The following is a 14,096-nucleotide window of genomic DNA, read 5'->3' as shown; positions in this document are numbered from 1 at the left end:
GGGCTCTCATATCGGACACGGCCATTGCCGAGTTAGGGCAGCCTAACCTAAGATCTTGCGACGGTAACCCCCTGGAAACGTGGAAGGACATCGGTCCACTATGCGCAACATGATGCGGCGGCTGGCCGTCGCGGGCGCGCTCGTCCTCGGCCTGAGCACGACGGCCGCGTGCGGCGACGACGAACCCGCCCAGGAGACCTCCGGAGCCGCGGGCGGAGCCTTCCCGGTCACGATCACCCACAAGCTCGGCAAGGCGACCATCGAGTCGAGGCCCGAGCGGATCGTGGCCCTCGGCGAGGTCGACCAGGACACGCTCCTCGCCCTCGGGGTCCAGCCCGTCGGGATGGCCGAGCTGACCGGCGTCCAGCAGGACGGCTTCGCCCCGTGGACCGCGCCGAAGCTCGCCGGCGACAAGCCGAAGCTCCTGAAGCCGGGCGAGGCCGGCTTCAACCTCGAGGAGATCGCGGCGCTGCGCCCCGACCTGATCCTCGCGGGCGGCGACTTCTGGATCGACAAGGAGTACGAGAAGCTCTCCCGGCTCGCCCCGACCGTCGCCTACCAGACCGGCCCGGCCGAGGACACGTGGCAGCAGATCACCGTGAACGCCGCCACGGCCATCGGCCGCGAGGCCGACGGCGAGAAGCTCGTCAAGGACGTCGAGGCGAAGCTCGCCGCGGTCAAGACCGAGCACCCCGAACTGGAGGGCAAGGGCGTGGCGTTCACCAGCGTCATGCCGTCCGGGAACATCGCCGTGATGAAGTCCCCGCAGGACACCAGCGTCAAGCTGCTGAACCAGATCGGCATGCGGCTCCCCGACGCGCTCGCGAAGCTGCCCGGTGAGGGCTTCGCCGCCGAGCTGAGCATGGAGAAGCTGTCCGTCCTCGACGTCGACGTGCTCGTCAGCCACTACAACGACGACCCCGCGACGCAGAAGAAGTTCGAGGAGTCCGACCTGTTCTCGAGCCTGGACGTCGTCAAGCGCGGCTCCTACGTCCCGATCGACCTGCAGGAGTTCTGGACGCTGCGCACCCCGACGCCGCTGGCCGTCCCGTACCTCATCGACAACGTCGTCCCGAAGATCGCCGAAGCGGCCGCGAAGGCCGAGTCCGCCTGATGCCGGAGGAGCGCATGCAGACCCCCGTCCATGACGTCGTGGGCGTCGGGTTCGGACCCTCCAACCTCGCGCTCGCGGTGGCGCTGGAGGAGGAGTACGGACCCGGCGCGGACGCCGTGTTCTTCGAACGGCAGGCCGAGTTCGGCTGGCACAAGGGAATGCTGATCGACGGCGCCACCATGCAGGTCCACTTCCTCAAGGACCTGGTGTCGTTGCGCAACCCGTCCAGCCGCTTCTCCTTCCTGTCGTACCTGCACGGCAAGGGCCGCCTGGTCGACTTCGTCAACCACAAGACGATGTTCCCGACCCGGGTGGAGTTCCACGACTACCTGGAATGGACGGCCGCCGCGTTCGCCGGCCGGGTCCGCTACCGCTCCGAGGTGGTCGCCCTGAAGCCGCACGACGACGCGACCCTCGCGGTCGTCGTGCGGCGCGACGACGAACTCGAGACCCATCTCGCGCGCAACGTGGTCATCGGCGCCGGGCTCGAGCCCGTCCTGCCCGAGGGCGTGCGGGCGGGCGACCGGATCTGGCACAGCGAGGACCTGCTCACCCGGCTCGCCGAGCGGCCCGGCTGGGACCCGCGCCGCGTCGTCGTGGTCGGCGCCGGGCAGAGCGCCGCCGAGGCCGTCGAGTACCTCCACCGGACGTACCCCGACACCGAGGTGTGCGCCGTGTTCGCGCGGTACGGGTACTCGCCCGCCGACGACAGCTCGTTCGCGAACCGCATCTTCGACCCGGAGGCCGTCGAGCACTACTACGCGGCGCCGGACGAGGTGAAGCGGATGCTGATGGACTACTCCCGCAACACCAACTACTCCGTGGTGGACCTCGACCTCATCGACGAGCTGTACCGCCGCGTGTACGCGGAGAAGGTCGCGGGCGTGCAGCGGCTCCGCATCCTCAACGTCTCGCGCGTCCTGGACGTGCGCGAGGACCCGGACGCGGTGCGGCTGCGGGTCGGGTTCCTGCCGACCGGGGAGGCCGCCGACCTCGACGCCGACGCCGTCGTCTACGCGACCGGATACCGCGAGCGCGACCCGGTCGCGCTGCTCGGCGAGGCCGGCCGGGAGTGCGTCACCGGCCCGGACGGCCGCCTCGTCCTGGAGCGCGACTACCGGGTCGCCACCGAGCCGGGCCGCGAATGGAACGTCTACCTGCAGGGCGCCACCGAGCACAGCCACGGCATCGCCTCGTCGCTGCTGTCGATGACGGCGGTGCGCACCGGCGACATCGTCCGCTCGATCGCCCGCCGGTCCGCCCCCGTCGCCCAGGAGGCCTGATGTCCAACCCGTTCGACGACCCCGACGGCACGTTCCTCGTCCTGGTCAACGACGAGGGCCAGCACTCGCTGTGGCCCGCGTTCGCCGACGTGCCCGGCGGCTGGACGGTCGCGTCCGGCCCGGCGCCCCGTGCCGAGTGCGTCGAGTACGTCAACGAGAACTGGACGGACATCCGTCCGCGCAGCCTGAGCGGCTGACGAGCCCGGCCGCCGTGCCGTGTCGGGGAGGGGCGCGGCCGGGGCGGGGCGGGCGGCCCGTGGCGCGAGGGGCCGCCCGCTTCGCCCCGCCCGGAGACCGCCCGCTCAGAAGCCGGGCGAGGACGGCCGGGCGTCGAAGAACGCGCCGATCAGCCCGCTCGCGAACGACGGCCATTCGTGCCCGCCGCGCTCGATCGTGCACAGCGCGACCCGAACGGGACCGGGCTCGGTGCCGACGCAGCCGTCCGGGGCGTTCCGCAGCGGCCACGACAGCGCGGACAGGCCGCCGAGCCACCGCCAGAACTCCATGAGGAGCCGGACGGGCAGGAACGGGAACTTCACGTCGGCGTCCATGTTGCCGCCGCCGAAGTACGGGACGGACGGGTCCCACGTGCCGTGGAACGCCAGCACGGAGAACGGCCGGTCGGGTGTGCAGCCGATGGCGAGCGCCCCCGACACGACCGCGACCCCGGCGACCCGGCGGGGACGCTCGCACGCGTACCGGTACGCCATCCCGCCGCCGTTGGAGAACCCGGCCAGGAACACCCGGCGGCGGTCCGCGACGCCCTGCTCCACGAGCGTGTCGATGAGCCGGTCGAGGAACGCGACGTCGTCCACGCCGGCCCACCGCGCGAACCAGCAGCAGGCGCCCGCGTTCCAGGTGCCGAGCAGGCCCTTCGGGTACGCGACGGCGTAGCCGCGCGCGTCGGCGACGGCGTCGAGGCCGCTCTGCTCCCGGACGTACCGCGGATCGTTGAGCCCGCCGTGCAGCGCGACGATGAGCGGCAGCCGCTCGTCGCCGGCCCGGTCCGGCGGGAGGTGCAGCAGGTAGGGGCGTTTCCAGCCGCCCATGGCGATGGTGTGCTCGGTCGTGCCGGACGAACCGGTCGGCGACGGGGACGGGCCGGCGGGGGACGCGCCGGCGGGGTTCGTGGCGTGCGGGGTGGCGGGGCTCGGGCCGGTCGCGCTCGCGGACGGGCTCGCGTCCGGTGACGCCCCGGCGGGCAGGGGGTGGGCGGCGGCCATCGCGAGCACCAGTCCCGCGGTGACCGCCGCCGCCCGCGCGGCGATCTTCATGACCCCAGATCAAACGCCCCGGGGCGCCTTCCGCGATACGTCCCGGGCCACAGAAAACCCGGGCGGGCTTTGGTCATCGGGCACAGTATCGGTGCGCGGTCCGGTTCACCTCTTGCGTACCGACCGGTCGGTATGGTGTCCTCGGCGGGTGTTCGACGACTCCGCCGCCCCCGGTCCGGACGCGCCCGGACCCGACGGGTTCGGGACCGCCGTGCCCGGCCTCGACCTGGACCGGTTCCGCGCCTTCTTCGCCGAGGCCCGCCCCGGCGCGGTCACCGGCCCGCTGCGCGCCCGCGTCATCGCCGGCGGCCGCTCCAACCTCACCTACGAGGTGACCGACGGCTCCGGCCGCTGGATCGTGCGCCGCCCGCCGCTCGGCCACGTGCTCGCCACCGCGCACGACATGTCCCGCGAGCACCGGGTGATGACCGCGCTCGCGGGCAGCGGCGTCCCCGTCCCCGAGACGTACGCGCTCTGCGCGGATCCGGACGTCATCGGCGCGCCGTTCTACGTGATGGAGAAGGTCGACGGCACCCCGTACCGGGACGCCGCCGAGCTGGCGCCGCTCGGCCCCGCGCGCGCCGCGGCGATCGGGGAGCGGATGGTCGACACCCTCGCCGCGCTGCACCGCGTCGACCCCGACCAGGCGGGCCTCACCGGTTTCGGCCGCCCCGACGGCTTCCTGGAACGGCAGGTGCGCCGCTGGAAGAAGCAGCTCGACGCCTCCCGCAGCCGCGACCTCCCCGACGCCGACGCCCTGCACGCGCGGCTCGCGGCGAACGTCCCCGCCCAGTCGCCGCCCGCCGTCGTCCACGGCGACTACCGGCTCGACAACCTCCTCGTGGACGCCGACGACCGCATCGCCGCCGTCCTCGACTGGGAGATGGCGACCCTCGGCGACCCCCTCACCGATCTGGCGCTCCTGCTCGTCTACATGCGGCGGCAGGCGCCCGGGCCGGGGCAGGGCGACGCCATGCGGGCGGCCGGATTCCCCTCGCCGGACGAGGTCGCCGCCCGCTACGCCGAGCGGAGCGGCCGCGACCTGGCGTCGCTCGGCTTCTACGTCGGCCTGGCCTGCTTCAAGCTCGCCGTGATCTCCGAGGGCATCCACTACCGGTACCTGCACGGCCAGACGGTGGGGGAGGGCTTCGAGGCGATCGGCGCCGCCGTGGAGCCGCTGCTGAAGTCGGGGCTGGAGGCCCTGGAAGAACTGGGAGAAGAGTGATGATCCAGAGCACGATGCAGGACTTCCCGCTGTCGGTCGCCGCGATCCTGCGGCACGGGGCCCGGGTCTACGGGCGCAGCGAGTGCGTGACGTGGACGGGCGGCGGGACGCCGAAGCGGGCCACGTTCGCGGAGGTCGCCGTCAACGCCGAGCGGCTCGCGGCGGCCCTCGCCCGGCTCGGGATCCGCCCCGGCGACCGGGTCGCGACGTTCCAGTGGAACAACCAGGAGCACCTCGAGGCGTACTTCGCGGTGCCCGCGATGGGCGCCGTGCTGCACACCCTCAACATCCGGCTCTTCCCGGAGCAGTTGTCGCACATCATCAACCACGCCGACGACCAGGTCGTGATCGTCGACGACAGCCTCGTCCCGCTGCTCGCCCGCGTCGTCCACGAGCTGCCGGCCGTGGAGGCGTTCGTGGTGGTCGGCGACGGCGACGCGACGCCGCTCGAGCGCAACGGCAACGGCGCGCCCGTCCTGCGCTACCACGAGCTGCTCGCCGCCGAGGAGCCCGGGTTCGCGTGGCCCGACGTGGACGAGCGCGCCGCGGCGTCCATGTGCTACACCAGCGGCACCACCGGCGACCCCAAGGGCGTCGTGTACTCGCACCGGTCCACGTTCCTGCACGCGATGGCCGTCCAGTCGGCGTCGCTCGTCGGCATCACCGAGGCCGACCGGGTGCTGGCGATCGTCCCGATGTTCCACGTCAACGCCTGGGGGCTGCCGTACGGGGCGTTCCTGTCGGGCGCGACGCTGCACATGCCCGGCCCGTTCATGCAGGCCGAGCACCTCACGGCGTTCATCGAGGCCGAGCGCAGCACGCTCGCCTCGGCCGTCCCGACGATCTGGAACGCGATCCTCGCGCACGGCGAGCAGCGCGAACTCGACCTGTCGTCGCTGCGGGCGGGCACGTCCGGCGGCGCCGCCGCGCCCCGCGTCCTGCTGGAGCGCTTCGAGGAGCGCTACGGCCTGCGCATCATCCAGGGCTGGGGCATGACCGAGACCAGCCCGCTCGGCGGCATGGCGTTCCCGCCGCCCGGCGTCGAGCCCGGCACCGCGGAGGACGTCGACTGGCGGATGAAGTCGGGCCGCGTCGCCGCCGGCGTCGAGATGCGGATCGTGAACGACGCGGGCGACGAGCTGCCCTGGGACGGGACGAGCGTCGGCGAGATCGAGGTCCGCGGCCCGTGGATCACCGGCGCCTACCACCGGAACCCGGCCCCCGAGAAGTTCCACGACGGCTGGCTGCGCACCGGCGACATCGGCACGATCGACGACCGCGGCTTCTACCAGATCACCGACCGGGTCAAGGACGTCATCAAGTCCGGCGGCGAGTGGATCTCCTCCGTCGAGCTGGAGAACCACCTGATGGCCCACCCGGCGGTCGCGGAGGCCGCCGTCATCGGCATCCCGGACGCCCGCTGGGACGAGCGCCCGCTCGCCTGCGTCGTCCTGCGCCCGGACGCGGCCGCGACCGCCGCCGAGCTCGCCGCGTTCCTCGGCGACAAGGTGGCCCGCTGGCAGGTCCCCGAGAACTGGACGTTCCTGGACGAGATCCCGAAGACCACGGTCGGGAAGTGGGACAAGAAGCCGTTGCGGGCGCGGTACGCCGAGTCCGACCTGAAGGTCGAGCGCGTCGAGAAGGGCTGAGCGGCCCTGCCCCCGGTTCCCGGCGGTCTCAGTACTTCAGGCCGTTGAGGAACAGGTCGACGTAGTGCTCGCTGATCGCCGCCGCCTCCAGCCGCCCGCCCGGCCGGTACCACGTGCCGAGCTGGTGGACGGTGCCGAAGAAGAAGTGCACGGCGATGTCGGCCGGGGGCGGCGCGCGGAACGAGCCCTCGCGCTGCCCCTCCTCGACCAGCGCCCGGAACCGCTCGTGGTAGCGGCGGCGCTCCGCCCGGACGGCGTCCCGCCGGTCGCGCGGCAGCAGGTGCGTCGACTGGAAGAACACGGTGAAGTCGTCCAGGTACCGGAACGAGGTCTCCAGGACGTCGACGGCGGCGGCGCGCAACCGCTCCGCCGCCGTGCCGGGACCGTCGGCGATCCGCTCCAGCCGGCCCATCTGCAGCGCGAGCAGGCGATGGTAGATCTCGTAGAGCAGATCGTCCTTCGAGCCGAAGTAGTGGTACATCGCGCCCTTGGTGACGCCCGCCGCCGCGACGATCTCCTGCACCGAGGTGTCGGCGAAGCCCTTCTCGGCGAACAGCCGGGTCGCCTCGGCCAGCAGCCGGTCCGGCACCGACGCCTCCTCCGGGGCCCGTTCCGCAGCCCGCGTCACCGCTCCACCTCCGTCCGGCGGTCCCGGCGCGCGCACCGGTTCCGCGCGCCCCCGGGACCGGCCGTCAGCCTACCGGCCGGACCGGTCACGCCCGGACGATCTCGGGACCGGCGGCGGCGAGGTCGGCGGCGAGGTCGGTGTCCAGCCCGGTGTCGGTGATCAGGACGTCCATGTCCGACACGTCGCCGAACCGCACCAGATGGTCGTGCCCGATCTTGGTGCGGTCGGCGAGCAGCACCCGCCGCCGCGAGGAGGCGATCATCGCCCGCTTCACCGCGGCCTCCGCCTGGTCGGACGTGGTCAGGCCGCGCTCCACCGAGCAGCCGTTCGTCGCCATGAACGCCACGTCCACCCACAGGTCCGCGAGGGGCCGCAGGACCCAGTCGTCCACGGTGGCGAGCGTCCGGCCGCGCACCCGCCCGCCCAGGATGATCACCGTGAGGTTGGGGCGGGCGGCGAGCACGGAGGCGTGCGGCGGCGAGTTGACGATCACGGTCAGCTCGCGGTCGGCCGGCAGAAGCTGGACGAACCGGGCCGTGGTCGTCCCGGCGTCCACGATGATCGACCCCTCGGCGGGCAGCTCGGCCAGCGCGGCCTTCGCGATCCGCTGCTTCTCCTCGGTCATCACCGCGTCCCGCGCGGCCAGCTCCGGCTCGAACCCGAGGCGCTCGACCGGCATCGCGCCGCCGTGCACCCGCCGGATCGTCCCGGCCCGTTCGAGCACGGTCAGGTCGCGGCGGATCGTCTCGGTCGTCACCGAGAACTCCTCCGCGAGCGCGACGACGTCCACCCGCCCCTTCGAGCGGGCCAGGGCAAGGATCGCCTGCTGTCGTTCCTCGGCGTACATGCCCGTCATTGTCCCCGACGTCCCCGGCCCGCCCGGCGTGCCCGCGGCGGCCCGGTCAGGGCGCCGCGCCCGACGGGGCGCCGGGCCCGGCGTCGAGGTCGCGGGCGAGCAGCGCCGCCAGCTCGTCCAGGACGGCGTCGGCGCCCTCGCCGTCCGCCGACAGGATCACCTCGGCGCCCGGTCCCGCGCCCAGTGACAGCACCCCCAGCAGGCCCCCGGCCGGGACCGGGGCGCGGTCCCCGGTCCGGACGAACACCTGGACGGGCTGCCGCGCCGCCTCCTCCGCGAAGATCTTCGCCGGGCGGGCGTGCAGGCCCTGCGCCGAGCCGAGGACCACGGTCCGTTCGGGCATCGCGTGCCCTCCTTCCGTCAGGGTTCGATGGTGACCTTGATGGCGGCGCCCCGGGTGACGAGGTCGAGCGCCTCGTGCAGGTCGCCGAGGGGCAGCCGGTGTGTGATCAGATCGTCGACCGGGACGGCACCGGAGCCGATCAGCTCCAGCGCCCGGGCGTTGTGGGCGGGGCTCGACCCGTTCGCGCCGACCAGGCTCAGCTCCCGGTAGTGCACCCGGTTCGCGTCGACGGAGATGACCGGCGCGTCCTTCGGCAGCCCGCCGAACAGGCTGATGCGCCCGCCGGGCGCCATCAGCCGCTGCGCCGTCTCCTGCGCCGCGCCCGACGCGGCCGCGGTGATCGCGACGTCCGCGCCGCGCCCGCCCGTCCGGTCCAGCACCTCGGCGACGGCGTCGGACGCGCCCGCGTCGATCGCCGCGTCCGGCTTGACCACCGCGGCCGCGCGCTCCAGCCGCTCGGCGTTGACCTCGACGAGGAACACCCGCGCCGCGCCGCGCGCCCGCGCCACCCGCACGTGCAGGCACCCCACCGGCCCGGACCCGAACACCACGACGTCGTCGCCCTCGCCGACCCGGGCCAGCTCCTGCCCGTTGAGGACGCAGGCGAGCGGCTCGGCCACCGACGCCTCGGCGAACGACACGCCGTCCGGGACGCGGTTCACCCCGTTCACCGCGAGCACCTTCGCCGGGACGATCATGTACTGGGCGAACGCGCCGTCGTAGTGGTAGCCCATCGACTCCTGCGCCGCGCACACCGTCATCCGGCCGCGCCGGCACTCGGCGCAGTCCCCGCACGGGATCGCGGCGATGACCTGGACGCGGTCGCCCGGCGCCCAGCCGTCCGCGCCGGGCCCCGCCGCGACGACCTCCCCGGCGATCTCGTGCCCCATCACCCGCGGCGGGACGATGTGGTGGTGCCCGAACCGGGAGATCTTCACGTCCGTCCCGCAGGCGGAGCAGTTCCGCACGCGGATCTTCAGCTCGCCCGGGCCGGGCTCCGGCTCGGGCGCGTCCTCCAGGCGGATGTCGCCGGGGGCGTGGAAACGGGCTACCTTCATCCGGTCGGTTCCTGTTCTTCGAGTCGGTCGTCTTCGGTCGTCGCGTCCGCGCCCGCCGGATCCAGCAGGCGCAGGACGTCTCCGGGCTCCGCGGCCTCGCGGAGCGCGCGGGCCCGGTCCGGGTCGAGCAGGACCTGGGCGAGTTCGGCCAGGATCCCGATGTGGCCGTCGCCGCGGGCCGCGATCGCGATGCACACGGTGACGTCCGGGCCGTCCCAGTCGACGCCGTCCGGGAACCGGACGACGGCGAGGGCGTCGCGGCGGACCAGGTCGCGGCCCGCGGCGGTCCCGTGCGGGATCGCCACGCCCTCCCCGAGGTGGGTGGAGATCGAGCGTTCCCGCTCGAGCATCGCGTCGACGTAGCCGGGCTCGACCGCGCCGGCGTCCACGAGCACCCGCCCGCACAGCCGGACGGCCTCGGCACGGTCCGCGGCCCGCTCGTCCAGCCGGATCGCGGCCGGGTCCAGCAGCCGCGCCGCCGCGCCAGCGGCCGGTTCAGGCACCGACCTCACCGCCGTCCTTGATGGCGTTGACGAGCCGGTCGACGGCCGGGTCGCCGAGGTAGACGTCGAACGGGATCACCGGGGTGCCGTCGGCGGCGCCCCGGCGGGCCCGCGCGGCCAGGCCGCTGTGGCAGACGACCACGTCGGCGTCGCCGGGGATCGCGTCGACGGGGGTGTGCTCCACGGTCACGTCCTGCTTCTTCAGCGACTTGCGGAGGTGGCCGGCGAGCATGACGCTGCTGCCCATCCCGGCGTCGCACGCGATCACGAGCTTGCGGACGTCCTTGCCGTTCATCGTGGGGTCCCTTCGGTGGGTCGGTCGGTCAGCGGTGCGGTCCCGGGGGCGCCGTCGTCCCCGGCGCGGCGCTCGCCGGCGGTCCCGGCGGTGGTCTCGCCGGCGGCCGGGTCCCCGGTTCCCGCCTCGGTCTCGCCGTCCTTCGCGGCGTCGTCGGTGGACGCGGTCGTGCCGCCGGCGTCGTCGCCGCCGTCCGGTTCGGCCGACCGCCCGAAGCCGAGCAGGGCGGCGCCGACCCCGAACGAGACCGCGGCGGAGGCGAGGAGGCCGCCGTAGACGCCGAGCCAGTTGCCGGCGCCCCGGGGCGTCTGCGCCAGGTAGGCGAAGATGCTGCCGGGGGACGGCGACGCGACCAGCCCGGCGCCGGTCGCCGCGAAGATCGCCACGCCGGTCATGCCGCCCGCGATCGCCGCGAGGATCATGCGCGGCTTCATGAGGACGTACGGGAAGTAGATCTCGTGGATGCCGCCGAAGAACTGGATGATCGCGGCGGCGGGGACGCTCGGGCGCAGCCGCTTCGGGCCGAAGAACAGGTACGCGAGCAGCACGCCGATGCCCGGCCCGGGATTGGACTCGATCATGAACAGGACGGACTTGCCGGTCTCGGTCGCCTGCTGGACGCCGAGCGGGGTGAGCACCCCGTGGTTCACGGCGTTGTTGAGGAACAGCACCTTCGCGGGCTCGACCAGCAGCGACGTCAGCGGCAGCAGGTTGTGCTCGACGAGCCATCCGACGGCGTCCCCGGCCCAGTCGGACACGGTGCCCATCACCGGGCCGATCACGGCGCGGCCCGCGACGGCCATGGCGGCGCCGAGGATCCCGGCGGAGAAGTTGTCCACCAGCATCTCGAACCCGGTGCGGACGCGGTCCTGCACCAGCTCGTCGAACAGCTTCAGCAGGTACGCGGTGAGCGGGCCGATGATCATCGCGCCGAGGAACATCGGCTGCTCCGCGCCGACGGCGATGCCGACGGTGGCGACGGCGCCGACCACGGCGCCGCGCTGCCCGTGCACCATCCGGCCGCCGGTGTAGCCGATCAGCACCGGCAGCAGCAGCTTGATCATCGGATCGACGAGCTCGGCCAGGTCCTCGTTCGGCAGCCAGCCGGTCGGGATGAACAGCGCGGTGATCAGGCCCCAGGCGATGAACGCGCCGATGTTGGGCATCACCATCCCGGCCAGCTTGCCGCCGAACCGCTGGACGGTCGCGCGGAGCCCGCTGCCCGCGGGCTCAGGGGTGTAGGCGGTGGCCATCGCGGCCTCCTGTCGATCGGGGGTGGGGTGGTCCCGGGGCGGCCCGGGGGTCAGGCGAGGAGGGGCCGGGCCAGGTCGGGGCTCGGGTGGATGCGGACGATGTCGCGGCGGACGTCGCGCGCCCCCGGCATCCGGCTCGCGGGGAGCCGGACGGCCGCCGCGCCCCAGGCCAGGCCCTCGGCGAGGGCGCGCTCGCCGCGGGCGCCCGCGGCGAGGAACCCGGCGAGCAGGGCGTCGCCCGCCCCGACCGTGCTGCGCGGCCGCGCCACGGGGGCGTCGCCGCTCAGCACGCGGTCGTCGTCCACCGGCACCGCGCCCTCGGCGCCGAGGCTGACGAGCACGCCCCGCGCGCCCCGCCCGCGCAGCTCGCCGGCCGACTCGACGTCGTCGGCGACCGTGACGACCGGGTCGCCGACGGCCTCGGCGAGCTCCTCCAGGTTCGGCTTGACCAGGTCGGGGCCGGCGGCGACCGCCGCGCGCAGCGCGGGCCCGCTGGTGTCGACCGCGACGCGGGCGCCGTCCGCCGCGAACCGGCGGCACAGCGCCGCGTAGGCGGTGTCGGGGACGCCCGGCGGGAGGCTGCCGCAGCAGACGACCCAGCCGGCGCCGCCCGCCGCCGCCTCCTCGACCGCCGCGGTGACCTCGTCCAGTTCCGCGGGGGACAGCGGGCCGCCCGGCTCGTTGAGTTTGGTGACGACGCCGTCGGGCTCGACGACGGTGACGTTGGAGCGGGTGCGCGCGGCGACCCGGACCGCCCGGGCCGGGAGCCCCTCGGCCAGCAGGAGCCGGCGCAGCTCCTCGCCGTCGGCGCCGCCCACCGCGAGGACGGCGGTGGAGTCGGCGCCGTTGGCCAGCAGCGCCCGGGAGACGTTGACGCCCTTGCCGCCCGGGTCCAGCCGCGCCGAACGGGTCCGGATGACGGCGCCGCGCGTCAGCACGTCCACCTCGATCGTCCGGTCGAGGCTCGGGTTGAGCGTCAGCGTGACGATCATGCGCGGCCCGTTCCCGAATGCATGTTGATTTCCTCCTGTTTAAGCTTGTTCTCTTGTATTTATGCCTGTTCTTTGTCCGAGTCAAGAGGGCGGCCGCGGTCGATCGCAGAAAAACCCACATGCGCGCCCCGTTCTCGCCGGTCGCCGATCGGCCGTGGACTCGCGGGCCAACCGGGGAAGGATGAGCGGTGTGGGGGCAGGCGGCCGAGCCGGGGAGGACGGCGTGGCACGACACGGGCGCGCGGCGTCGGCGGTGCGGGAGATCGCCGTCGGGCTGCTCGTCCTGGCCGTGTACGCGGTGGCCACGCACGCGTTCGCCGGGGACCGCGCGGCCGCCGACGCGAACGGGCGGCTGCTCCTCGACGTCGAGCGCCGCACCGGGCTGGACGTCGAACGCTCCCTGAACGACGCCCTGGCGGGGCACGAGCTGCTCGGCGCCCTCGCCGCCTGGGAGTACGCCACCACCTACGTCATCGGCACGTTCGGGTTCCTCGGGTACCTGTGGTGGCGGCGGAGCCCCGCGTACCCGTGGGCCCGCAACACGCTGATCTGGATGACGCTCATCGCGATCGTGTGCTTCGCGCTGTGGCCCGTCACCCCGCCGCGGCTGCTGCCCGGCGGCGGCTACACCGACATCATCGCGCTGCACCATCCGCCCGCCACCTGGGGCACCGGCGTCGTGTCGGCGGGCGCCAACCCCTACGCGGCCATGCCCAGCCTGCACATCGGGTGGATCGCCTGGATCGGCGCCGCCGCCGTCCGCGCCCGCTGCGGGCCCGCCTTCCTGTGGGCGTGCGTCCTGCACCTGGCGGTGACGAGCGTGGTCATCGTGGCGACCGCCGCCCACTACGTCATCGACATCCCGGGCGGGCTGCTGCTGGTCCCGGCCGCCGCGGGCGCCGAGCGGCTGCGCGTCCTGCTCCTGCGCCGCCGCGACCGGACGGGCGGCCGGACGGGCGCCACCGGGGCCGCGCGCGCCCGGCGGGTGGCGGCGCCCGACGCGTTCTTCCTGTACGTCGAGGACGGCGGCGTCCCGCAGGTCGTCGGCGGGGTCGCCGAGTTCGCCGGGCCCGGCCCTCCGGTGGAGCGGGTCCGCGCGCTGATGGCCGAACGGCTGCCCCGGCTGCCCCGGCTCACGCAGCGCGTCGCCCCGGCGGGGATCCTGCGGCGTCCCCGCTGGGTCCCGGCCGGCGACATCGACCTCGACCGGCACGTCGTCGAGATCGAGGCGCCCGCCGCCCCGTCCGCCGGGCGGGACGGCCGCCGCGCCCTGGACGACGCCGTGGCGCGGCTCGCCGCGACCCCGCTGGACCGCGACCGGCCGCTGTGGCGGTTCTGCCTCGTCAGGGGCGGGCCCGGCGGACGGGACGCCGCCGTCATCGTCATGCACCACGCGATCGCCGACGGCATCGGCGTCGTCGACATCCTGCGCGGCGTCCTGGAGCCCCCGCTGCCCGAGGCGGACGTCCCGCGCGGCCCGGGAGGGCTGGTGCGCGCCGCCGCCGTCGTCCCCGGGCTCGTCGCGCTCGCCCGGGACGGCGACGAGCCCGCCGTCGCGATCACCGGCCCGCTCGGCGCCCGCCGCCGCTACGGCACCGCGACGCTGCCCCTCGACCGCGTCCG

General features: G+C 74.3%; 15 protein-coding genes. 6 read left to right on the top strand and 9 right to left on the bottom strand.

The genetic code is table 11. The annotated features are described in order from the left end of the window. The first annotated feature begins 100 nt into the window (after positions 1 to 100). Genes ACFQ11_RS27665 through ACFQ11_RS27655 form a run of 3 tightly spaced genes read left to right on the top strand, consistent with a single transcriptional unit; the run spans position 101 to position 2,594 of the window. Positions 101 to 1,114 carry an iron-siderophore ABC transporter substrate-binding protein gene (locus ACFQ11_RS27665; protein WP_378303805.1) on the top strand — a complete coding sequence of 338 codons (1,014 nt, stop codon included), beginning with the start codon at positions 101 to 103 and terminating at the stop codon, positions 1,112 to 1,114. A gap of 14 nt (positions 1,115 to 1,128) precedes the next feature. Continuing rightward, positions 1,129 to 2,397 (top strand): lysine N(6)-hydroxylase/L-ornithine N(5)-oxygenase family protein, encoded by a 1,269-nt coding sequence (locus tag ACFQ11_RS27660; protein WP_378303803.1) that lies wholly within the window; start codon positions 1,129 to 1,131, stop codon positions 2,395 to 2,397. After that, the gene (locus ACFQ11_RS27655; RefSeq protein WP_378303801.1) at positions 2,397 to 2,594 is read left to right on the top strand and encodes an MbtH family protein; all 198 of its coding nucleotides are present in this window, start codon (positions 2,397 to 2,399) and stop codon (positions 2,592 to 2,594) included. The genes ACFQ11_RS27660 and ACFQ11_RS27655 overlap by 1 nt, the downstream gene beginning before the upstream one ends. A gap of 105 nt (positions 2,595 to 2,699) precedes the next feature. On the opposite strand, the gene ACFQ11_RS27650 is transcribed toward ACFQ11_RS27655, so the two are convergent. After that, a complete protein-coding gene (locus ACFQ11_RS27650) occupies positions 2,700 to 3,671 on the bottom strand; it encodes a CE1 family esterase (protein WP_378303799.1) in 972 nt (323 codons plus the stop codon). Positions 3,672 to 3,819: 148 nt separating this feature from the next. On the opposite strand from ACFQ11_RS27650, the gene ACFQ11_RS27645 reads away from it, so the two are divergent. Beyond that, the gene (locus ACFQ11_RS27645; protein ID WP_378303797.1) at positions 3,820 to 4,896 is read left to right on the top strand and encodes a phosphotransferase family protein; all 1,077 of its coding nucleotides are present in this window, start codon (positions 3,820 to 3,822) and stop codon (positions 4,894 to 4,896) included. Beyond that, entirely contained in the window at positions 4,896 to 6,545 is a 1,650-nt protein-coding gene (locus ACFQ11_RS27640; protein ID WP_378303795.1) for a long-chain fatty acid--CoA ligase, read from the top strand. Before ACFQ11_RS27645 ends, ACFQ11_RS27640 begins: the two co-directional genes overlap by 1 nt. A 28-nt stretch (positions 6,546 to 6,573) precedes the next feature. Here ACFQ11_RS27640 and ACFQ11_RS27635 read toward each other — a convergent pair whose 3' ends face one another. From ACFQ11_RS27635 to pfkB, 8 genes are all read right to left on the bottom strand, one after another. Next, the gene (locus ACFQ11_RS27635) at positions 6,574 to 7,173 is read right to left on the bottom strand and encodes a TetR/AcrR family transcriptional regulator (RefSeq protein ID WP_378303793.1); all 600 of its coding nucleotides are present in this window, start codon (positions 7,171 to 7,173) and stop codon (positions 6,574 to 6,576) included. A gap of 85 nt (positions 7,174 to 7,258) precedes the next feature. Then, positions 7,259 to 8,020 carry a DeoR/GlpR family DNA-binding transcription regulator gene (locus ACFQ11_RS27630; protein WP_378303791.1) on the bottom strand — a complete coding sequence of 254 codons (762 nt, stop codon included), beginning with the start codon at positions 8,018 to 8,020 and terminating at the stop codon, positions 7,259 to 7,261. A 55-nt stretch (positions 8,021 to 8,075) separates the two neighbouring features. Beyond that, the gene (locus ACFQ11_RS27625) at positions 8,076 to 8,372 is read right to left on the bottom strand and encodes an HPr family phosphocarrier protein (protein WP_378303789.1); all 297 of its coding nucleotides are present in this window, start codon (positions 8,370 to 8,372) and stop codon (positions 8,076 to 8,078) included. Between the two features lie 17 nt (positions 8,373 to 8,389). After that, positions 8,390 to 9,430 carry a zinc-dependent dehydrogenase gene (locus ACFQ11_RS27620; protein WP_378303787.1) on the bottom strand — a complete coding sequence of 347 codons (1,041 nt, stop codon included), beginning with the start codon at positions 9,428 to 9,430 and terminating at the stop codon, positions 8,390 to 8,392. Beyond that, a complete protein-coding gene (locus ACFQ11_RS27615; RefSeq protein ID WP_378303817.1) occupies positions 9,427 to 9,933 on the bottom strand; it encodes a PTS sugar transporter subunit IIA in 507 nt (168 codons plus the stop codon). Before ACFQ11_RS27615 ends, ACFQ11_RS27620 begins: the two co-directional genes overlap by 4 nt. Further along, positions 9,926 to 10,228 (bottom strand): PTS lactose transporter subunit IIB, encoded by a 303-nt coding sequence (locus ACFQ11_RS27610; RefSeq protein ID WP_378303785.1) that lies wholly within the window; start codon positions 10,226 to 10,228, stop codon positions 9,926 to 9,928. Before ACFQ11_RS27610 ends, ACFQ11_RS27615 begins: the two co-directional genes overlap by 8 nt. Continuing rightward, positions 10,225 to 11,481 carry a mannitol-specific PTS transporter subunit IIC gene (mtlA, locus tag ACFQ11_RS27605; protein ID WP_378303783.1) on the bottom strand — a complete coding sequence of 419 codons (1,257 nt, stop codon included), beginning with the start codon at positions 11,479 to 11,481 and terminating at the stop codon, positions 10,225 to 10,227. The genes ACFQ11_RS27610 and mtlA overlap by 4 nt, the downstream gene beginning before the upstream one ends. A gap of 50 nt (positions 11,482 to 11,531) precedes the next feature. After that, positions 11,532 to 12,473: a 1-phosphofructokinase gene (gene pfkB, locus ACFQ11_RS27600; RefSeq protein ID WP_378303781.1), complete on the bottom strand. Its 942-nt coding sequence runs from the start codon at positions 12,471 to 12,473 to the stop codon at positions 11,532 to 11,534. A 223-nt stretch (positions 12,474 to 12,696) separates the two neighbouring features. Here pfkB and ACFQ11_RS27595 point away from each other — a divergent pair. Continuing rightward, on the top strand, positions 12,697 to 14,096 hold a 1,400-nt coding region (locus tag ACFQ11_RS27595; protein WP_378303779.1), incomplete at its 3' end, for a bifunctional phosphatase PAP2/O-acyltransferase family protein.

It is taken from the genome of Actinomadura sediminis (genome assembly GCF_042675525.1).
Lineage (GTDB): Bacteria > Actinomycetota > Actinomycetes > Streptosporangiales > Streptosporangiaceae > Spirillospora > Spirillospora sediminis.
The sequence above is the reverse complement of the archived record's forward strand: the minus strand, read 5'-3'. Positions and strand labels throughout refer to the sequence as shown.